Source organism: Sphingomonas epibiotica, assembly GCF_039615155.1.
Lineage (GTDB): Bacteria > Pseudomonadota > Alphaproteobacteria > Sphingomonadales > Sphingomonadaceae > Sphingomonas.
The window spans coordinates 397,138-418,000 of record NZ_JBDGHY010000002.1; the positions used below are offsets into that span (position 1 = coordinate 397,138).

Here is a 20,863-nt window from a genome sequence, read left to right on the forward strand (position 1 = left end):
CTGCCATGCGGCAGGGGGGACGCCATCGACAAGGCACTGGTCATTATCGACATGCAGCAGGAGATGCAGGCGCGGATCGATGCGGGTCGTCCGCACGTCCATGGCGATGCACCGACGCGGATAGCGGCGTTGGTCACTGCATTCCGGCATGCGGGGCAGGGGGTGGTCCATGTCCGCCACGCCGAAACCGATCCTGCGTCTCCGCTGCATCCCGACGCGGCCGGCTATCCGCCAATGCTCTGCACGACGGAGGCGCCAGGGGAGCCGGTGTTCGTGAAGCACAGTTCGTCCGCCTTCGCCACGACTGATCTTGCGAACCATCTTCGCGCAATCGGTTCGCCAAAACTCTACGTGGTCGGAGCGGTCGCGGAGTTCTGCGTCAACTCGACCGTCCGCGCTGCCGTCGACCTTGGTTTTCTAGTAGAAGTCGTCGCTGATGCCGTGCTCGGCTTCGACCTTCCTAGCCATGATGCGCAGACTATCTTTGACGTGACGATGGCGTTGCTCGCCGCAGACTTCGCCAAGGTGACCGACAGTGCCGCCGTGATCACGTCGCTTCACGGATAGGCGATCGCCATTACCTCATATTCCTTCGCCCCCGCCGGCAGCGCGACCGTGCGCACGTCGCCCACCGCACTCCCGCGCAAGGCCCGCGCCATCGGCGAGTTCCAGCCGATCCGCCCCTTGCCGGCATCGGCTTCGTCGTCGCCGACCAGTTCGAGCGTGCGATGGTTGTCGTCCTCGTCGGCGATCGTCACGGTCGCGCCGAACCACGCCCGGCCGCGTTCGGTCTGCGCGGCGGGATCGACGACCCGCGCCGCCTTCATCCGCTTGGCGAGGAAACCCAGCCGCCGGTCGATCTCGCGAAGGCGTTTGCGGCCATAGATATAGTCGCCATTTTCCGACCGGTCGCCATTCCCTGCGGCCCAGGCGATGACGTCGACCAGCTTAGGTCGCTCCTCGCCCAGCAACTGGTCATATTCGGCCTTCAACACGGCATAGCCCGCCGGGGTGATGTAGTTCGGACGCGGTTCGCTCATCCCGGTCGGTTCTTCCCCAGATACCAGCTAAGGTTGTTCGGCCCGCGCGACCGCGCCTTGTCGGCATGGATCAGGTCATAGACGACCGCATTTTCCAGCACGCGCTGCACATAGCCGCGAGTTTCGGACAGCGGGATCTTTTCGATCCATTCGATCATGTCGACGCCGGGCGTGCGCGGGTCGCCATTGGCGCGGATGAACTTGTTCACATTGCCCGGCCCGGCATTATAGGCGGCGATCGCCAGTGGATAGCTGCCGCCATAATAATCGAGCATCCGCTGGATATAGCTCGACCCCAAGGCCATGTTGAACGCCGGGTCGTTGAGCGCGGTCGGGCTGTAGGTCAGCCCCAGCTTGGTCGCGGTCTCGCGCGCGGTGCCCGGCATCAACTGCATCAGCCCGCGTGCGCCCGCCCGGCTGACGGCGGTACGGTCGAACTGGCTTTCCTGTCGGGCGATAGCATGGATCAGCGTGAACTGGTCCTGTTGCGGCCCGCCCACCGGCACCGACGGATAGCCCGCCAGCGTATAGTCGCTATGCCCGTTCAGCAGCGCGCTGCGCCCGACCATCACCGCCAGGTCGGGGCGGTCGATCGCCTTGGCCAGCTCGACTGCCAGTGCATGGTCGGTGTCGCTGCGCGCATCCTCGGCGATCTTGCGGATGAACAGGCTCTGGTCGGCATATTGGCCGGTGCGACCCAGATAGCGGGTGGCCCGCGCCATTTCGCCATTCATATAGGCGGCGCGCAGATCGGCCGGCACGGCGGTCGCGACGGCGGTGGCGGGCGGCGCGCGCAACGGGCGGCCGATCCGCTCGCTCGCCAACTGGCCATAGAACAAGTCGCCGAGATCGGCCGCCTGCGCATACCAGCGGTCGGCAGTGGGACGATCGCCCGCCGCCTCCGCCGCGCGGCCTGCCCAATAATAGCCCTTGGTCCGGACCGTCGGCGTCCGCGACCCGCTGGCGTAACGTGCGAACATCCCCGTCGCGTCGCTCGGCCGGTTGAGTTGCTGCAGCGCGATGGTGCCCGCCAGCCAGGCGAGGCTGGTATAATCGTCGCGCTCGCCATAGCCGGCGTCGGCGACGATCGTACCCGCCGGAAAGGCATCGTCGATCTGCGAGGCGATACGATAGGCGAGGTCGTACTGGCTGTCGGCCTGCGCCGCCCGCGCGTTGGTCAGCAGGACTTCGAGCCATTCCTCGATATCGCCGGGCGTCCGCGACAGCCGGCGCGGCTGCGCCAGATAGGCACGCGCCGCGCCCGACTGGCCCGATGCCCGCAGCCAGCTTGCCCGATCGGCGATATAGCCCGGATCGGCGCGGTCGACGCCCGGCTGTTCGCCGCGCACGCTGGCATCGGCGGCGTTGGTGCGGAACGCCATCCGCGCGTCGAAGGTCGGGCGCATCGCCGCCGAGACATAGCCGATCTGGCGCAGCCCGGCGGTCGTCGCCCCCTGCCACAGCATTTTATCCATCCGTGCGTCGTGGTCGGTCGGCGCCAGGGCGCTCGCAAAGCGGCCAAGCAACGTCGCTTCGTCGGCCGGACGCAGCACGCCGCGCCGCCACGCCGCCCGCGCCGCCGCCTGCGCTTCGGGCAGCCGTCCGCTGGCCGCCAGCGCCTCCGCATAGCGCAACTGCCCGGCGGCGGTGCGCGGCGGGAAGCGGGTGAAGAAGCGCAGCACCGTCGCCGCATCCTGTCCGCCATCGGCCAGTACGGTTTCGGCAGCGGCGCGGCGGCTGGTCTCACCCGGAAACCCCGGATGCGCCAGCAGGAAGCGGGCATAGTCGGCGAAGGGGTAATTGTCCGACTGCTGTAGCCGTTTCCAGTCGGCCAGCACCGGCTGGATCGGGTCGTAGGGTACCGGCGCGGGCACCGGCTGCACCATCGGCTGGGCAGCGGGCGCGACCGGTTGCACGATCGGTCGCGGCGTGACGGGGGCAGGGGCCTGCGGAGCGGTCTGCAACAGCCCGGTGGCCATGGCGGCGCTCGCGACGCCGGTGAGCAGGAACGCGCTCTTGAACACGGTGGTCAGCATACTGGACATGATATGGAAGCGCGCCCTATCTGTCGCCACCTTTTCGGCTCGAATCCCTGTCCACGGAGCGCAACCACCATGTTTTCCGGATCGATCCCGGCCCTCGTCACGCCGTTCGCCGACGGCAGGTTCGACGAAGCCTCGTTCCGTGCGCTGGTCGACTGGCAGGTTGAAAGCGGATCGAGCGCGCTGGTCCCGTGCGGCACCACCGGCGAAGCCGCGACGATGACGATCGAGGAGCATGACCATGTCGTGCGCGTTTGCGTCGATCAGGCACAGGGCCGGGTGCCGGTGATCGCCGGTTGCGGATCGAACGACACCGCGGTCGCGCTGCACCACATCCATGCGGCCAAGGCGGCGGGCGCCACCGCCGCGCTGCTCGTTCCGCCCTATTACAACCGCCCCAATCAGGAAGGCGTGTTCCGCCATTTCGAGGTGCTTGCCTCGCAGGGCGGCCTGCCGATCGTCCTGTACAACGTGCCCGGCCGCACCATCACCGACATCGCGGTCGAGACGGTCGAGCGTATCGTCAGGGCATTCCCCGAGGTGGTCGTCGGCATCAAGGACGCGACCGGACAGATGGCGCGCGTGTCCGAACACCGGCTGCGCTGCGGCACCGGGTTCGCGCAACTGTCGGGCAATGACGACATGGCGCTCGCCTTCAACGCGATGGGCGGGGTCGGCGCGATTTCGGTGACCGCCAATGTCGCGCCGGCGATGTGCGCCGAGTTTCAGGACGCGTGCGCGGCGGGCGATTATGGCCGGGCGCTGACGATCCAGGACCGTCTCTTCCCGCTCCATGCCGCGCTGTTCAGCGATGCGTCGCCGGGGCCGGTCAAATATGCCCTTGGGCGCGTTCGTCCCGGCTTCCCGACCGACCTTCGCCTGCCGATGACGCCGGCGTCCGAAGCGTCGCGGGCGGCGGTCGATGCCGCGCTGGCGCATGCCGGACTGGCAGGTTGAACGAAGGCGCCGGACCGATGCACGTTATTGCGATTGCTCGGCGGCGCTCTTAACACGTGCGGCATATGCCTAACGGACATTTGTCGCTTCAAACGGTTACCGGTCGGGAAATCGCCGACCGTGACTGGTCGGGCACTCCGCTCGGCCCGATCGAATCCTGGCCGGTATCGCTGCGTTCGTTGCTGGCGATGATGTTGTCCTGCCCGACGCCGATGTTCCTCGCCTGGGGTCCGGACCTGCGGTGTTTCTTCAACGATGCCTATCGCCCGATCCTCGGCGTCCGCCTCGACGGGGCGCTGGGCGAGCGGTTCGATATCGTCTGGGCCAATATCTGGGACGAACTGATCCCGCTGGTCGAAGAGACCATGGCCGGGGGCAGCATCACCGCCACCGATATGAAACTCGATCTCGCCCGTACCGGCGAGCCCGAGGAGAGTTGGTGGACCTTCACCTATTCGCCCGCCTTCGATGACGAAGGCCGGGTCGCCGGCCTGCTCTGCGTCACCGGAGAGACCACCGCCCGCGTCGTGGCCGAGCGGGAACGCGCCGCTGCCGACGAACGGCTGCAACAGGCATTGTCGGCGGGGCGCAACATCGGCGCATGGGACTGGGACGTGCAGAACGATATCGTCCGCGCCGATTCCCGCTTTGCGCTGCTTTATGGCGTCGACCCTGCGGTCGCGGAACAGGGTGCGCCGATCGGCACCTTCTTCGCCGGCCTGCACCCCGACGACCTACCGCATACCCAGCGACAAATTGCGGTGGCGATGGATCCGTCGGGCGATGGCACGTTCATTTCGGAATATCGTCTGCTGCGCGCCGACGGCACCAGCCGCTGGGTCTCGGCGCAGGGTCGGTGCAGTTTCGACGACGACGGCCGTCCTACCCATTTCCCCGGTGTCAGCTACGACATCGACGACCGCAAACAGGCCGAACTGGCGGCACTGGCGGCAAAGAACGAGCGCGAATTCGTCCTGTCGCTCAGCGCGCGTCAGCGGGCGGCGACCGATCCCGACGCGATCATGCGCTTCACTGCTCGCGCGCTGGGCGAGCGGCTCGACGTCCACCGTATCTGTTTCGCACGGGTGGGCGAGAACCGGGTCCGCTACATCGCCGGCTGGAACGACGGAGCGCTGCCGCCGCTGACCGGCGATCATTCGATCGACCGGATGGGGCGGAGCAATACCGCGCTGCTGCGCGCCGGGCGGACGGTGGTGTCCGATGCCTTCGCACAGGACGACCGGTTCGAAGCCGAGACCGTCGCCAGCTACAGCGCCCGGTCCGGCCTTGCCGTGCCGCTGCGACGCGACGGGCGCCTCGAAGGGCTGCTGATCGTCGGCCATGGCGAACCGCGCCACTGGCTGCCGGGTGAGGTCGCGCTGGTGCAGGAGATCGCCGAGATCAGCTGGGTCACCATTCAGCGCGCCGATGCGCTGCTGCGGTTGGAGGCGAAGGTCGGGCGACAGGGCGCGCAGCTCGAACGGGTCGCGACCGAACTGCACGATGCCGCTTCCGCCCGCGCCGCTGCCGAGACGCAGGTGCGCCAGCTGCAGAAGATGGAGGCGGTCGGCCAGCTGACCGGGGGCATCGCCCACGATTTCAACAACATGCTGGCCGTAGTGATCGGCGGGCTCGACATGATCGATCGCCGCCTCGCCACCGGCCGCAACGATGTCGGCCGCTATGTCGAGGCGGCGAAGGAAGGGGCCACGCGCGCCGCTGCGCTGACCCAGCGTCTGCTCGCCTTTTCGCGTCAGTCGCCGCTGTCGCCCGAACCGATCGAGGGCAACCGGCTGATCGCCGATCTGACCGACCTGCTGACCCGGACGCTGGGCGAGCGGATCGCGGTGGAGACGGTGCTCGGCGCCGGGCTGTGGCGGGCGGAGGCGGATCGCGGGCAGTTGGAGAATGCGCTCGTCAACCTCGCGGTCAACGCGCGCGACGCGATGCCCGATGGCGGACGACTGACGATCGAGACCGCCAACGCGCATGTCGGCGACGACTATGCGCAAGAGGCCGACATGGCTGCCGGGCAATATGTGCTGATCGCGGTTAGCGACACCGGCACCGGCATGGCGCCCGACGTGCTGGCCAAGGCGTTCGACCCGTTCTTCACCACCAAGCCGGTCGGGCGCGGTACCGGGCTGGGTTTGAGTCAGGTGTTCGGATTCGTCCGCCAGTCGCGCGGCCATGTCCGCATCTATAGCGAACCCGACGTCGGCACGACTGTCCGCCTCTATCTGCCGCGCTTCTATGGCGAGGCGCCGACGCCCGCAGCGCGCGCCACGCTGGCACCGGTCCGCGGCGGCGGCCTGCATGAATCGATCCTCGTGGTCGAGGACGAACCGCGCGTCCGCAGCTTCTCGGTCGAGGTGCTGCGCGATCTCGGCTACAACGTCTTCCACGCTTCGGACGGACCGGAGGCGATCGGCCTGCTCGAAGACGGATTGCAGGTGACGTTGCTGTTCACCGACGTGGTGATGCCCGGCATGACCGGCCGCGAACTCGCCGACCGGGCGCTGGCGATGCGGCCCGATCTGCGCGTGCTGTACACGACCGGCTATACCCGCAACGCCGTGGTGCATAACGGCGTGCTCGATCCGGGCACCCGGCTGCTGCCCAAGCCGTTCGACGTCGACGAACTGGCGCGGAAGGTCAGGGAAGCGCTCGACGCCTGAATCCTACCCGCGGAGCGGGGAGGAGTTTGTGAGCGGCGCTTCCCCTCCGCCCCCTGACCCCCTATGTCCGCGGCATGAGCCGTCCGCGTCCCCAACTGTTCGACAAGAAGAAGACCGTCGCCGAAAACCGTCGCGCGCGCTTCGATTACGAGATCGACACCGTCTACGAGGCCGGCATCGCGCTGACCGGTACCGAGGTGAAGTCGCTGCGCTTCGGCGAGGGGTCGATCACCGAAAGCTATGCCGATGTCCGCGACGGACAGGTATGGCTCATCAATTCGAACGTGCCCGAATTCAGCCACGGCAACCGCTTCAACCATGAACCGCGCCGCCCGCGTAAACTGCTGCTTCACGAACGCGAGATAAACAAGATGCACGGGGCGGTGGCGCGCGACGGCATGACGCTGATCGCGCTATCGGTGTATTTCAACGGCAAGGGGCGGGCGAAGGTCGAACTGGCACTGGCCAGAGGTCGCAAGAACCACGACAAGCGCGAGCATATCAAGGAGCGGGACTGGAAGCGTGAACAGGGAAGGTTGCTCCGCGACCGTGGCTGATCCGGTGGGCGAAGACCGGGGGCTGGGCAGCCGTGCGCTGCGCTGGATCCGTGCGAACCTGCCGACGCGCGAATCGATCGAATCGATCCGGTTCCTGCGCCCGGTCGCCCACCGCGTGCTGGCCCCCGAACTGTGGCGCTTCACCCGCCGTTCGGTCCCGCGTGGCGTGGCGCTGGGCATGTTCACCGGCATCCTGATCCCGCTCGGCCAGATCCCGGCATCGGCCGTCCTCGCCCTTCCGCTACGCGCCAACGTTCCCGCCGCGGCGCTGACGACCTTCTTCACCAACCCGATTACGACGCCGCTGCTGTTCATCCTGTATTATAAGGTCGGCGCGTGGCTGCTCCACCTCGACCGCGTCGTGCCGGGCGACCCGATCGGCAATGCGGTCGCCGCACCGCCGGGCTGGCTCGACTGGCTGGTGGCGGAGGTCGGCCCGGCGACCGCGCTCGGCATGCTGGTATGTTCGGTGGTCGGCGCGGTGCTCGGCTATGCCATCGCGGCGCTCGGCTGGCGGTGGTGGATCGCGGCGAAGTGGAAGCGGCGCGGCCATGGCGCGCGGTCATAGATCCTCCAAACCCGTTCGTGCAGAGTAGGGGCTGAGCTTGTCGAAGACCCGTATCGAAGCACTCTTCGCGGTCCTTCGATACGCCGCTTCGACAAGCTCAGCCCCTACTCAGGACGAACGGGTTTGGGAAGTTCCCGACGTCACAACCTGACCCGTTCGGTTCGAGCAGCTTCGAGCTTGTCGAGAAGAGGGTTGGGTGAACCATGCCCCGCATGGTTCAGGATTGTCCGGGGGACAACCCGACCCGGCCCTCGTCGAGAACTGGGTCGTTTGGGACACGCCCTTCTCGACTACGGTTCTCGTAAGCGTGACATTCAAACCAACCTAGATATTGACGATCGATATGCCTTGGGTGCAGCATGACCGTATCACCCGATACGAAGAGGCTTTCCCGATGCGGCGTAGTTTCGTCCTGACCACCTTGCTCGCGGCTTCCGCTCTGTCCGCTTGCGCGACGCAGCCGACCGCGCCCGTGGAAACCGCCGCCGTACCGGCGCCTCCGCCTGCCGAAGCCGCCCCGGCACCCAAGCCCGAGATCGGCGATTTCGGTTTCGACGTCGCCGGCATGGACCGCGCGGTGAAGCCCGGCGACAATTTCTACAAATACGCCAATGGCAGCTGGGAAAAGATCACGCCGATCCCGGCCGACAAGTCGAACTACGGCATGTTCACCGCGCTCGACGACCTGTCGAAGACGCGCACCCGCGAACTGCTCGATACCGCGAAGAACGATCCCAATTCGAAGATCGGCACGGCCTATGCCACCTATCTCGATCAGGCGGCGATCGAGGCCAAAGGACTGGCCCCGATCCAGCCATGGCTGAACGAGATCAAGGCGCTGAAGTCGAAGGCCGGCTATGCCGCGCTGGCGGCCAGGGCGTCGCAGGCCGGCGTCGGCGCGCCGTTCGGTGCCTATGTCGGCCCGGACGACAAGCAGCCGACCGTCTACGCGCTGCAGACCGCGCAGGCCGGCCTCGGCATGCCCGACCGAGACTATTATCTCTCGACCGATGCCAAGCTGGTCGAACAGCGCAACGCATATCAGGCGCATCTCGCCAAGATGCTGACGTTGGCGGGCGAGCCCAACGCCGCCGCCCGCGCCGCCGCGATCGTCGCCTTCGAAACACGGATCGCCAAGGCGCACTGGACGCGGATCGAAAGCCGCGATGCGAACAAGACCTATAACAAGATGACCGTCGCCCAGTTGCAGCGCCGCGCGCCGGGCTTCGACTTCGCCACCTATTTCCGGGGTCTGGGCGCCAGCACCACCGATGTGATCGTCGCGCAGCCGACCGCCTTCACCGGCATGGCGAAAGTGATCGGCACGGCACCGTTGTCGGTGCTCAAGGACCAGATGCTGGTGCGTTCGCTCGATAATTTCTCGAGCGTACTGCCGCAGGCGTTCGATCAGGAAAACTTCGCCTTCTACGGCACCGTCCTGTCGGGCACGCCGCAGCAGGAGGAACGCTGGAAGCGCGCGGTCGACTTCACGTCGGACGCGGTCGCCGATGACGTCAGCCAGGCCTATGTCGCCAAATATTTTCCACCAGCGACCAAGGCGGCGGCCGACGAACTGGTCCGCAACGTAACCGAGGCGATGGGCCGTCGTATCGACAATCTCGATTGGATGGCTCCCGAGACCAAGGCGAAGGCGCGGGCCAAGCTCGCCGCCTTCACGCCCAAGATCGGTTATCCCGATCAGTGGCGCGACATGCGGGACCTGACGATCACGCCGGGCGATGCGTTCGGCAACATGCTGCGTGCGAACCAGTGGCAGCAGCGCTACAACGTCCAGCATCTCGGCAAGCCGATCCAGAAATGGGAATGGTTCATGACGCCGATGACCGTGAACGCCTATGCGAACCCGGTGATGAACGAGATCGTGTTCCCCGCCGCGATCCTGCAGCCGCCCTTCTTCGATCCGAACGCCGATCCGGCGGTGAATTACGGCGCGATCGGCGCGGTGATCGGGCACGAGATCAGCCACCATTTCGACGATCAGGGCCGCAAATACGACGTCAACGGCAGTCTTACCGACTGGTGGACCGCCGAGGACGTCAAGCGCTTCGAGGAACGCACCGCCGCGCTGGTCAAGCAATATGACGCCTATGAGCCGCTGCCCGGGCTGCACGTGAAGGGCGAATTGACGCTGGGCGAGAATATAGCCGACCTTGCCGGACTGACCGCGGCGTGGGACGCCTATACCCATGCCTATCCGGGCGAGCAGAAGGCGATCGACGGCTTCACCCCCGAACAGCGTTTCTACCTCGGCTGGGCGCAGGTGTGGCGGCGCAGCTACCGCGAGGCGAATCTGCGCCAGCGTCTGCTGACCGACCCGCACAGCCCCTCCGAACAGCGCGCCTGGGTCGTCCGCAACCTCGACCCGTGGTACAAGGGCTATACGCCCGCGACCGGCGAATATCTGTTCCTCCCGCCCGAACAGCGCGTCCGCATCTGGTAACCCGTGATCCCTCTCCCCATCAGGGGAGAGGGATGCGCAGACTTGGTCTTCGCGTAAGCGAAGGCCTGGTCGAAGCTGGGTGAGGGGAGGCGCTCGCTTATGCGAGCGCGCGAGCCAAAGGCTCGCGTCGCTCAGGCTTCAACCCGCCCGTTCCCCGCTGGCCGGGCCCCACAACGCTTGACGGACGCAGGCCGTCACCCCAACAGCCTATCCATGCTGCCGAAATTTTCCGCCGGGCCGTCGCCGGTACTGCCGTTGATTACCGCGCTCGCCGCCGGGGTCGTCGCGGGTGCCATCATCCTTTGGATGATCGGCAGCGTCCCCGTTGCGGCGGGCTTCGCGGCGGCGGCGGTGGTGCTGGCGGGCGTCGCGCAGGCGGTGCTGCACTGGACCGATACCCGCGCGCCGATCGAACCCGGTATCGACTGGTCGCTGGTGCAGACCATCGCCGCCACCTGTCCGCATGCGCTGGCGGTGACCGACCGCGCCGGACGGCTGGTCAGCGCCAACGACCGGTTCGCGACGATGTTCGGCGGCTACCCGACTCCGCCCGGCGTGCTCGGCGACGGGGTCGATGCCAATACGCTCGCCGGCGCTGCGCGATCGGCATGGCGCGACGGGGAGGCGAAGGCGACGGTGCGGCAGGGCGACGCCCCGCTCAACGTGACGCTTTACCGCGCCGGCGACAATATGCTCGTCTGGCAGTTCGAGGGCGGGCAGGTCATCGCCGAGGCGGTGTCGATGCGCACCATGATCGCCGGCACCGCTGGCGACCGGCTGGGGGCGGCGGGGGTGATGCTCGCGCTGCTGACCCCCGATGGTCGCATCCGCGCCGCCAACCGCGTGTTCCGCGCCCGCGCCGTCGGCAACGAGGACGCGGCTATCGAAGGGCGAGACTTCGCGCGCTTCCTCGTCACCGACCATCGCGGCCGGGTCCGTTTCGAGCGTGAGGGGCTGGGCGGCGACCCGTTGCGGATCGTGCAGGTCCCGATCACCGATGACCCTGCCGGGCCGATGCTGGTCGCGCTGCTCGACGAGGAAGAGGCGCCGGTCGGGCTGATGCCGATCGCCGCGCCGGGTTCGGCGGGGCAGGTGCGGGCGCTGGTGTCGCTGCTGCCGGTCGGCATGGCGCTGGTCGATCGCGACGGCCGCTTCCTGCACATGAACGACGCCTTCATCCGCGCGACCGGCGTCAATCCGGTCGCGCCGCCGCTCTATCCGGGCGATCTGGTGGTGCGCGAGGACAAGGCGGCACTGGCCGACGCCGTGCGCCGTTTCGCCGGGGGCGCGCAGCACAATGCCGACATGGCGGTACGGCTGGCCGATCGTTCCGACGAACCGATCGCGCTGACGATCGCCGGTGCGCGCGGGCTGGGCGAGGCCGCCGTCGTCCTGTCGCTGCGCGATACGGGCGAGGAGGGCAAGCTCAAGCGGCAGGTGGCACAGGCGACCAAGATGCAGGCGGTCGGCCAGCTCGCCGGTGGCGTCGCGCACGACTTCAACAACATCCTGACCGCGATCATCGGCCATTGCGACCTGATGCTGATGCGCCATTCGCCCGGCGACAGCGACTATGACGACATTCAGCAGATCCGCGCCAATTCGAACCGCGCCGCCAGCCTAACCCGCCAGCTCCTCGCCTTCTCGCGCCAGCAGACGCTGCGCCCGCAGGTGTTGCAGCTGCCCGACGTCATTTCCGAAGTCTCGAACCTGCTGAAGCGCCTGCTCGGTGAAACCGTACAGCTCGTCGTCAATCACGGGCGCGGGCTGGGGTCGGTCCGCGCCGATCCGGGGCAGCTGGAACAGGTCGTCGTCAACCTCGCGGTCAATGCCCGCGATGCGATGCTGTCGCAGGGCGGCAACCGCAACGTCCTGACCATCGAAACGCTGGCGACCAGTGCGCAGGAAGTCCGCGCGATGGACGACGACGTCCTGCCGGTCGGCGATTATGTGACGCTCAAGGTCTCCGACACCGGCACCGGCATCCCGCCCGAAATCCTGCCCAAGATCTTCGAACCCTTCTTCACCACCAAGGAAGTGGGGAAGGGGACCGGCCTCGGCCTGTCGACCGTCTATGGTATCATCAAGCAGTCGGGCGGCTATATCTTTGCCGAATCGCGCGCCGGGCGCGGCGCGACCTTCGTCATCCACCTGCCGGTCCATGCCGCCGCCGCCGAACCGCCGCGCATCGGCACCAATCCCAGGCTGAAGACCGAACCGACCGCGCCGACATGGGGATCGGGCACGATCCTGCTGGTCGAGGACGAGGATATGGTCCGCGCCATCGCCGAACGCGCGCTCACGCGGCAGGGCTATACGGTGATGACCGCCGAGAATGGCGAGGCGGCGCTGGAACTGCTTGCCGACCAGCCGCATATCGATCTGCTGATCTCCGACGTAGTGATGCCGACCATGGACGGCCCGACGATGGTCGGCCACGTACGCAAGGTCTATCCGACCTTGCCGATCCTGTTCATGTCCGGATATGCCGAAGAGCAGTTGCGTCGGTCGATTGATCTGGATCAGGTTTCGTTCCTGCCGAAGCCGTTTTCGGTCCAGCAACTTGCCACGGCGGCACGCGACGCCTTGGCAAAGACCTGAGCCATCGCCGAATCCTGTTGCGGTGTTCCCGCTTTGACCGCTAAGGACCGCCGGGTATGACTTCGCCCGCGCGTATCCTCGTTGTTGAGGACGAACCCCTGATCGCCATGATGCTCGAGGATTTCCTCGACCTGCTGGGGCGAACCGTGACCGGCACCGCCGACAGCGTCGCTTCGGCGATGGCTGCCGTCGATCAGGGCGGCATCGATGCGGCCATTCTCGACGTCCATTTGCGCGCCGGCGAAAAGAGCTGGCCGGTCGCCGACAAGCTGGCGGCGGCGGGCATTCCGTTCGTGCTCGCGACGGGAGGATCGGGCGACATGATCGAACCCGTCCACCGCGACCGCCCCGTCCTGTCGAAGCCGTTCACGATGGACGCGGTCGAGAAGGTGCTGAACGAACTAGGCTGATGCGCGCGGATATCCGCAACGCCCGGCCGACATAACCGCTTCACCGCACTGCCTGCACCCGCTAACCCCGCCACGGGAGAGGCGCATGGGTTCGATCAAGTCGACATTATCCGACCGGCAGGCCGTCTGGGCGTTCGTGCTCGGCTGTATCGCGGTGACGATCGGCGTCGTCGCGCATCTGCCGATGTTCGCAATGGCGCGGTCGATGGGTTATCATCTGGCGGGCATGCCGATGGACGGCATGATGCTGGGCGGGATGGCGTTGATCGTGCTCGGCACGCTGGTCGCTGCCTATGGCCTGTTGCCCCGCGACCTAGCCGCACAGCGTGCCGCCGCCGCCGACATCCTCGTCGCCGCACCCGAGGATGCCGAACTCGGCCTCGCCCATTGGGGGCTGATGGCGGTGCTGGTCGTCGCGCTCGTCATCGACGTGATGAAGCCCGCCTCGCTGGGCTTCACCGTGCCCGGCATGATCTCCGAATATGGCGTGCCCAAGCGCACCGTGTCGCTGGTGCCGTTCTTTGCGCTCGCCGGCACCGTCACCGGATCGGTGCTGTGGGGCTGGATCGCTGATGTCTATGGGCGAAAGGCGTCCATCCTGCTGTCGGCAGTGATGTTCGTCGGCACCTCGATCTGCGGCGCGATGCCCAGCCTCGCCTGGAACATCGCGATGTGCTTCATGATGGGCGCCGCCGCCGGAGGCATGCTGCCGGTCACCTATGCGCTGCTCGCCGAGATGATGCCCAACCGCCATCGCGGCTGGAGCCTCGTGCTGGTCGGTGGCCTCGGCGCGGTCGGCGGCTATTTCGCCGCCAGCGGCATCTCGGCGATCCTGCAACCGATCTTCGGCTGGCGTATCCTGTGGCTCGCCAACCTGCCGACCGGGCTGACGCTGGTGCTGCTCGGCGCGCTGATCCCCGAATCCGCCAAATTCCTGCTGGCGCGCGGTCGGGTGCAGGAGGCGGAGGCGGTGATGCGCCGCTTCGGTGCGAAGGCCAGCCGTGCGCCCGTCCGCATCACCGGCCCACGCGCGACCGCGCTGACCGGCATCAAACTCCATGGCAAGCTCGCCGCGCTCAGCATCTGCGCGCTGTCATGGGGCCTTATCAATTTCGGCCTGTTGCTGTGGCTGCCCGCCGATCTGGTCGCCAAGGGCTATTCGGTCGGCGTGTCGAGCCGCCTGCTGGCCGAAAGCGCGCTGATCGCCTTTCCCACGGTGTTCCTAGCCGCCTTTCTCTACAGCCGTTGGAGCACCAAATGGTCGCTCGCCGTCATGATCGCGCTGACCCTTGCCGGCCTGTTGCTGGTGTTGCAGCTCGAACTGGCGGGCAGCGGTAGTCCGGTGCTGCCGGTCGCGCTGCTGATCGTCGGCACCAACGGCATCATCGCCATCGTTCTACCCTATGCCGCCGAAAGCTTTCCGATGCGGGTGCGCGGGCGCGCGACCGGCTGGGTCGCCGCCTGTACCAAGGCGGGCGGGTTGATCGCACAGGGGCTGACCATCGCCGGCGTGGCGCTGTCGATGGGATCGTCGTCGCTGCTCGTCATGGTCCCCACCGCGCTGTCGCTGGCGCTGGTCGCGTGGTTCGGGCGCGAGACCCGCGGCCGCGACCTGCGCGATCTCGACGCCGACAACGGCCAGATCGGTCACGCGGCGTAGGGTCTGATCCGTTTGCTTGGAAGCGGCACAGGTCGGACCCGCCGCTACGCCGCCAGCCGCAATGCGTTGCGCCCTTCGCGCTTGGCGATATATAGCGCGGCATCCGCCCGGCGCAGCAGCCCCTCGGCGCTTTCGCCCGGCATCAGTTGCGCGACACCGACGCTGATCGTCACTCGGGGATTCTGTCCGCCAGCCTCGATCGCGCACCGCACCCGCTCGGCTGCGCCCAACGCCGCCTCGGCACCCGCGTCGGGCAGGACGATAACGAACTCTTCGCCCCCGAACCGGCCCAGCGTATCGGTCGCCCGCAACTCGGCGGCGGCGTTGGCGACGACGCGCTTGAGCACCTCGTCCCCGCCATGATGGCCGAACTGGTCGTTGATCCGCTTGAAATGATCGACGTCGAACATCGCCACCGATACCGGCCGGCCATGGTGCAGCGACGCCCGAACCGCTTCGTCGAGCGCCAGCGAGGTGCGCCGCCGGTTGGCGATACCGGTCAGCTGGTCGGTCTCGGCCATGATCGTGGCGCGCGCTGCCGCTTCCTCGGCCCGGATGCGCGCCGCTTGCAAGGCGGCCTCGTGTGCGACCTGTGCGGTAATGTCCTGGATGATTCCGAACAGCGCCGGCGGGCCGTCATCGTCGCGCCCGTCGATCTCGCCGCGCGACAGCACGTGCCGGACCTCGCCATCGGGCCGCACGATGCGCGCGGTGAATACAAAGCCATGCCGCCGTTCGATCGCCGCGCCGATCCGTTCGGACACCAGCGCGCGGTCCTCGGGATGATAGGCGTTGATCGCCGCATCTAGCGCGGGCGGGACGTCGCCGTCGATGCCGTGGATGCGGAATACCTGCGCCGACCAGCTGATCGTGCCGGTCCCGGTGTCGAGCCGCCAATGACCGACATTCGCGGCACTTTCCGCCAGTTGCAGCAACCGCATCTTCTCGGCCAGCCGGTCGATCAGCGCCCGGCGCGCCGCCAGCAACGCGGCGACCGGCAGCGACGCGGCGAACAGCGACACGAGGTAGAACTGCACGAAGATGCCGCGCGGGAGCATACCGCCGCGGTTCAGCCCGGGCAGGTCCGAATCGACGGCCAGCGTGATCGAACTGACGATCGCGACGATCAGCACGCCGCCCGCTGCGCCGATCGGACCCAGTCGGAATGCCGCGAACAGCACCGCCAGCATCGGCAGGAACAGCAACGGATAACTTTGCTGGGCAAATGCGATGGTGGTAACTGCCAGCACCGCTGCGAACACTCGCAGCATGACGGGTCTGTCCGGCAGGTTCCCGTTCTTGGGACGGCGCAACGCGTCCGCCACGATCAGCAGCAGCGGCGTGACGACCAGCATGCCCAGCAGGTCGGTCGTGAACCATGCAATCCATGTTTGCATCGTTGGATGGTGGGTCAGGATCGCGGCGATCGTCGCGCTGCCTGCGGTGGCGATGGTCGCGGCCATGCAAAAACAGGTCAGCCCGGTCAGGTCGGTGAAAGAGATGCGGCACCGTGCGCGCTTGTGCAGCAACCACACCGCAAGGACGGATTCGGCCATGTTCGCCACGGTGAAGACCGCGGCGATCCACCACCCGTTTCCGGCACCCAGATTGGCAGCGATACTGGCGATGGCGGCGGCGGCGACGTGCCAGCCGGCCTGTCGCCTCGGCGCGATCAGCAACGCCGCGAACAGGATGCCGCTCGCGGGCCACAGCGTCGCGATGCCGATACCGCCCTGCGTCAGGAACAAGGCGATCGCAGCGGCGAGATAATAGGCGATGCCGGTCGCGAGGACGGGCAGGGAAGGGCGGAGAATAGGGGCGACCTTCTGTTCCATCGGTTTTGGATATAATCGAATGGTTGATGAAGTGTTTGTATTTGTTCGGTTCGAGCATCGATACGCGGTGTGCTTCACGATCGCATCGCACCGGGCGGGCGTGTCCGGAATACTCGACGGAGGCCATTACCGTCATCGGATGATGAATCGTTTGCTGAAGAAGACGGCGCATTGGCTCTCTGCCTCGAACCACTCGCAGCCTCGTTCCGTTGCGACGCCTATCCGCGCCCGGTTAACGGAAGGTGGAACACGGTACCCGGAGCGCAGGAACTGCCCGACAACGCACCACTTGCGAAACGGGAACAAAACGAATACATGGAAATCCAACAAGGCGCGTTGAACCCTCGACGCGGTTGCTCTACGCGAAAGGCTGGACATGGCGGCAAATCTGAAGGCGGTCGATAGCAAGATGGCGGCGGCAAACGACAAGGCGGCGGGCGAACGGCAAAAGGCGCTCGACGCTGCGCTGGCGCAGATCGACCGTGCGTTCGGCAAGGGTTCGGCGATGAAGCTGGGCCAGAAGGAAGCGATGCAGGTTGAGGCGATCTCGACCGGGTCGCTCGGCCTTGACATCGCGCTTGGCGTCGGCGGCCTGCCGCGCGGGCGCGTGATCGAAGTGTACGGGCCGGAAAGCTCGGGCAAGACCACGCTCGCGTTGCACGTGATCGCCGAGGCGCAGAAGAATGGCGGCACCGCCGCGTTCGTCGACGCCGAACACGCGCTCGACCCGGTCTATGCGAAGAAGCTGGGCGTCAACATCGACGAACTGATCGTGTCGCAGCCCGATACCGGCGAACAGGCGCTGGAGATCACCGACACGCTGGTCCGCTCGAATGCGATCGACGTGCTCGTGGTGGATTCGGTCGCCGCCCTCGTTCCGCGCGCGGAGATCGAGGGCGAGATGGGCGACAGCCATGTCGGGCTGCAGGCGCGTCTGATGTCGCAATCGCTGCGCAAGCTGACCGGTTCGATCAGCCGTTCGCGCTGCATGGTGATCTTCATCAACCAGCTGCGCATGAAGATCGGCGTGATGTACGGCAATCCGGAAACGACGACCGGCGGCAACGCGTTGAAATTCTACGCCTCGGTCCGTCTCGACATTCGCCGCACCGGGCAGATCAAGGATCGCGATGAGATCATCGGCAACGCGACCCGCGTGAAGGTGGTAAAGAACAAGGTCGCCCCGCCGTTCAAGCAGGTCGAATTCGACATCATGTACGGGCAGGGCATCTCGAAGATCGGTGAGATCCTCGACCTCGGCGTCAAGGCCGGGCTGGTCGAGAAATCGGGCGCGTGGTTCAGCTATGACAGTGTGCGGATCGGGCAGGGGCGGGAGAATGCCAAGACCTTCCTGACCGAACATCCCGAACTGCGCGACAAGCTCGAAGCATCGATCCGCCAGCGCACCGAAAAGGTCGCGGAGGAGATGATGACCGGTCCCGACGCCGAGGACGGCGACGACGATTTGTAACAGGTGACAATATCGGGCGGCAAAGGTGCCGCCCGATCCTTGTTTGCCCATCCCTTAGCTGTTGAACCAAAACGATTTTTCGACGTAGATCCGGACCCGGCCAACGTCCGTTTCGTGTAACCTTCGTCAACTTCCACCGATCGCGTAACGTCCTTGTGCAACCTCGTTCGGCCTGCCGCATTGGTTCGGCCAAGCCGCTGATCGCACACAGGGATGTTCCGATGATTGTCGTTCACCACCTCGAAAATTCCCGCTCGCAACGCGTCCTCTGGCTGCTCGAGGAACTTCGGCTTCCCTATGAGGTGAAGCGCTACGAACGGAACAAGGCGACGATGTTGGCGCCCCCCGAATTGCGCCGCATCCATCCCCTGGGCAAATCCCCGGTGATTGAGGACGGTAGCGCTGCTACGACCGGCGGGCCGCTGGTCGTCGCCGAAACGGGGGCGATCGTCGAATATCTGGTCGAAAAGGCCGATGGCCGGCTGGGGCTACCCGCGCACCGCCGGGCCGCGCTGCATTATCGTCACTTCCTCCATTATGCCGAAGGCTCGCTGATGCCGCCGCTGCTGGTAAAGCTGGTGCTGGGCCGCGTTCCCTTGCTGGGAAAGGCAGCGCAGAAGAAGATCCAGCCGATGATCGACGTCCATCTCGACTATATCGAATCGCATCTGGCGGCGAACCCATGGTTCGCCGGCGACACGCTGACCGCCGCCGACATCATGATGAGCTTCCCGCTCGAAGCCGCACGCAGCCGCGCCGGCCTCGACGCGACCCGCCCCCACACCATCGCTTGGCTGGACCGCATCCACGCCCGCCCCGCCTATCAAACCGCGCTAAAAGCGGGCGGCGCCTACGCCTATGCCTGATCGGCGGCGGTGGCACGGCACACGAATGGATATGCCAAGCGCGAACGATGAGATGCGGTACGGCTCGAGACGGTGGAAGCAGCCGCGCACCTAACAGAAGCGTGAATGTAGCTTTGGCCGATGCCGCAACGGGATCGACATCTCGCTGCGGCATCGTTGTCACCATCTCAAAGGAGGGCAGGGAACGCTCTCGTTACCAGCGATGGAGGAAGTTCACCTTCAGACCATGATCCTGCGTGCGCTGGCTGCCCAGCTGACCGTTATAGGCGAGCGACAGGGTGGTCGCCGAAGAGACGCGCCAATCGATCCCGCCCTGCGCCACCAACGCATCTTGGGCGATCGGTGCACCGACGACGGTGAAGCTTTGATCCGCTTCGGCGAAACGAACCACTGCCGAAGGATTCACATCGCCATAAGCGTGGCGATAGGCGAGAAGCCCGCGCAGCAGGAGCGGCGTTTCGGCACCCAGCACGGCACCGGGACGATCCTGGACCTGTATACCCACAGTCGAAGTGGCGATGTCATAAGCGTCCGAGTTGGCCGTCAGCGCCGATGCGCCGCCGCGTTCCGCGAAACCTTTACGCATCATGTGCAGCACCGCGCCGCCGACGAAGGGCTCGACATAGCCGGTCGCGGACCGGATTTGGTAGCCGGCCTCGCCGAACGCTTGTCTGAGATCGCCGCTATAACGGGACATTGCGGTGTCGCTGAACGTCGGGAAGGACGGCATCCGCTTCGTCCTGAGGGTCGCGTCGCTGTAGCTGGCGCCAAACCGTAGCTGGGTCGCGCCGAACGTGGTGCCAGCATAAGCGCCCCCGAACACGCCCTGGATCGACGCATCGGAATTGCGGTCCGCTACGTCGAGTGAGTTATGGGTGTAGCCGCCCGCGATGCCCAGCCGCCATGTCGAGCTGGCCAGGGTATCGACGCCGAGTAGCAGCCCGCTGTGCTGCTGCCGCAGGCGTGCGGCGTTGCCATTGCTGCCGGTCGTGCCGAAGGTACCGAAGCCCTGTCCCCAGATAGCCGAGCGGCGCGGCCTGACCCCCTGCGCAGGTGCACCAGCGGCACGATCGCCGCTGCCGATCTCACCATAGCGCAAGCGGTCCAGAATGGTCTCGCGCACGATATGGGCGGTTTCGTAGCGCGCGCTCACGGCGCTGGCGTTGACTTCACCCGATAGCATGTCGAAGGCTCGCCGTCCCTGATCGGCCGAAAGCGTGACGATCGCGTCGTACAGCGTGCCGCCGACGCCCAGCGATTGCGACGCCAGGCCCGCGGCATGCTGATTGGGCGTCGACGCGACGGCGATGAACTGCACGTCGTTGCGCGAGAGCGTCAGATAGGCGTTGTTCGCGTCATACGAGAGGTTTGGCGTCAGAAAGGCGAAATTCGTGGTCACCTCGGCGAACTGCCCCGCCACGCCGCCCGCCGCGGCGAGGATCGTGTAGCGCGTCCGTGGCGCATACACCCCCGTGTCGGCATTCACCAGGACGGTGCCGCCCTGAAGCGTGGCGACGCCGGAGGACAGTAGGCGATCAGAGGCTCCTGCCGCGTTGGCGTCGATCCGGTAGAACGACCCGGCGGCGAACAGCAGGTCGCCCTTCACCGACAGCGCGCCGATCGTCCCATTCGTTCCCGGTGCCACGTAGGCGCCTGCCGCCACGACTAGGCCACCGGCACTTCCGGTGCCACTCAGCGTCGCGCCCCGTGCGACCGA

15 protein-coding genes are annotated in these 20,863 nt (G+C 66.5%); 11 read left to right on the plus strand and 4 right to left on the minus strand.

Annotated features, from left to right (window positions below; translation table 11 throughout):
- Positions 1 to 36: 36 nt before the first annotated feature.
- The gene (locus AAIO73_RS05660) at positions 37 to 567 is read left to right on the plus strand and encodes an isochorismatase family protein (protein ID WP_345876902.1); all 531 of its coding nucleotides are present in this window, start codon (positions 37 to 39) and stop codon (positions 565 to 567) included.
- Here AAIO73_RS05660 and greB read toward each other — a convergent pair.
- Positions 558 to 1,040 (minus strand): transcription elongation factor GreB, encoded by a 483-nt coding sequence (gene greB / locus AAIO73_RS05665; RefSeq protein WP_345876764.1) that lies wholly within the window; start codon positions 1,038 to 1,040, stop codon positions 558 to 560. The two genes, AAIO73_RS05660 and greB, sit on opposite strands and share 10 nt — an antisense overlap.
- A complete protein-coding gene (locus AAIO73_RS05670) occupies positions 1,037 to 3,076 on the minus strand; it encodes a lytic transglycosylase domain-containing protein (protein ID WP_526023771.1) in 2,040 nt (679 codons plus the stop codon). The genes greB and AAIO73_RS05670 overlap by 4 nt, the downstream gene beginning before the upstream one ends.
- 78 nt (positions 3,077 to 3,154) lie before the next feature.
- Between AAIO73_RS05670 and dapA the strand changes: the two genes are divergently transcribed.
- The 8 genes from dapA (at position 3,155) to AAIO73_RS05710 (ending at position 14,974) form a co-directional block, all read left to right on the plus strand.
- The gene (gene dapA, locus AAIO73_RS05675; RefSeq protein ID WP_345876766.1) at positions 3,155 to 4,039 is read left to right on the plus strand and encodes a 4-hydroxy-tetrahydrodipicolinate synthase; all 885 of its coding nucleotides are present in this window, start codon (positions 3,155 to 3,157) and stop codon (positions 4,037 to 4,039) included.
- A gap of 65 nt (positions 4,040 to 4,104) precedes the next feature.
- On the plus strand, positions 4,105 to 6,717 hold the full coding sequence (locus AAIO73_RS05680) for an ATP-binding protein (protein ID WP_345876767.1): 2,613 nt from the start codon (positions 4,105 to 4,107) through the stop codon (positions 6,715 to 6,717).
- Positions 6,718 to 6,791: 74 nt separating this feature from the next.
- On the plus strand, positions 6,792 to 7,274 hold the full coding sequence (smpB, locus tag AAIO73_RS05685) for an SsrA-binding protein SmpB (RefSeq protein ID WP_242116223.1): 483 nt from the start codon (positions 6,792 to 6,794) through the stop codon (positions 7,272 to 7,274).
- The gene (locus AAIO73_RS05690; protein WP_345876768.1) at positions 7,267 to 7,842 is read left to right on the plus strand and encodes a DUF2062 domain-containing protein; all 576 of its coding nucleotides are present in this window, start codon (positions 7,267 to 7,269) and stop codon (positions 7,840 to 7,842) included. The genes smpB and AAIO73_RS05690 overlap by 8 nt, the downstream gene beginning before the upstream one ends.
- 394 nt (positions 7,843 to 8,236) lie before the next feature.
- The gene (locus tag AAIO73_RS05695; protein WP_345876903.1) at positions 8,237 to 10,303 is read left to right on the plus strand and encodes a M13 family metallopeptidase; all 2,067 of its coding nucleotides are present in this window, start codon (positions 8,237 to 8,239) and stop codon (positions 10,301 to 10,303) included.
- Between the two features lie 213 nt (positions 10,304 to 10,516).
- Positions 10,517 to 12,904 (plus strand): ATP-binding protein, encoded by a 2,388-nt coding sequence (locus tag AAIO73_RS05700; protein WP_345876769.1) that lies wholly within the window; start codon positions 10,517 to 10,519, stop codon positions 12,902 to 12,904.
- 56 nt (positions 12,905 to 12,960) lie between these two features.
- Positions 12,961 to 13,314 carry a response regulator gene (locus AAIO73_RS05705; protein ID WP_345876770.1) on the plus strand — a complete coding sequence of 118 codons (354 nt, stop codon included), beginning with the start codon at positions 12,961 to 12,963 and terminating at the stop codon, positions 13,312 to 13,314.
- Positions 13,315 to 13,399: 85 nt separating this feature from the next.
- A complete protein-coding gene (locus AAIO73_RS05710; protein WP_345876771.1) occupies positions 13,400 to 14,974 on the plus strand; it encodes an MFS transporter in 1,575 nt (524 codons plus the stop codon).
- A 44-nt stretch (positions 14,975 to 15,018) separates the two neighbouring features.
- On the opposite strand, the gene AAIO73_RS05715 is transcribed toward AAIO73_RS05710, so the two are convergent.
- Positions 15,019 to 16,809, minus strand: a complete 1,791-nt coding sequence (locus AAIO73_RS05715) for a sensor domain-containing diguanylate cyclase (protein WP_345876772.1) — start codon at positions 16,807 to 16,809, stop codon at positions 15,019 to 15,021.
- A 376-nt stretch (positions 16,810 to 17,185) separates the two neighbouring features.
- Between AAIO73_RS05715 and recA the strand changes: the two genes are divergently transcribed.
- Entirely contained in the window at positions 17,186 to 18,280 is a 1,095-nt protein-coding gene (gene recA, locus AAIO73_RS05720) for a recombinase RecA (RefSeq protein WP_345876773.1), read from the plus strand.
- A 221-nt stretch (positions 18,281 to 18,501) separates the two neighbouring features.
- Positions 18,502 to 19,146: a glutathione S-transferase family protein gene (locus AAIO73_RS05725; RefSeq protein WP_345876774.1), complete on the plus strand. Its 645-nt coding sequence runs from the start codon at positions 18,502 to 18,504 to the stop codon at positions 19,144 to 19,146.
- 193 nt (positions 19,147 to 19,339) lie between these two features.
- Here AAIO73_RS05725 and AAIO73_RS05730 read toward each other — a convergent pair whose 3' ends face one another.
- Positions 19,340 to 20,791, minus strand: coding sequence for an autotransporter outer membrane beta-barrel domain-containing protein (locus AAIO73_RS05730; RefSeq protein WP_345876775.1), 1,452 nt, complete (start codon positions 20,789 to 20,791; stop codon positions 19,340 to 19,342).
- Positions 20,792 to 20,863: the final 72 nt, after the last annotated feature.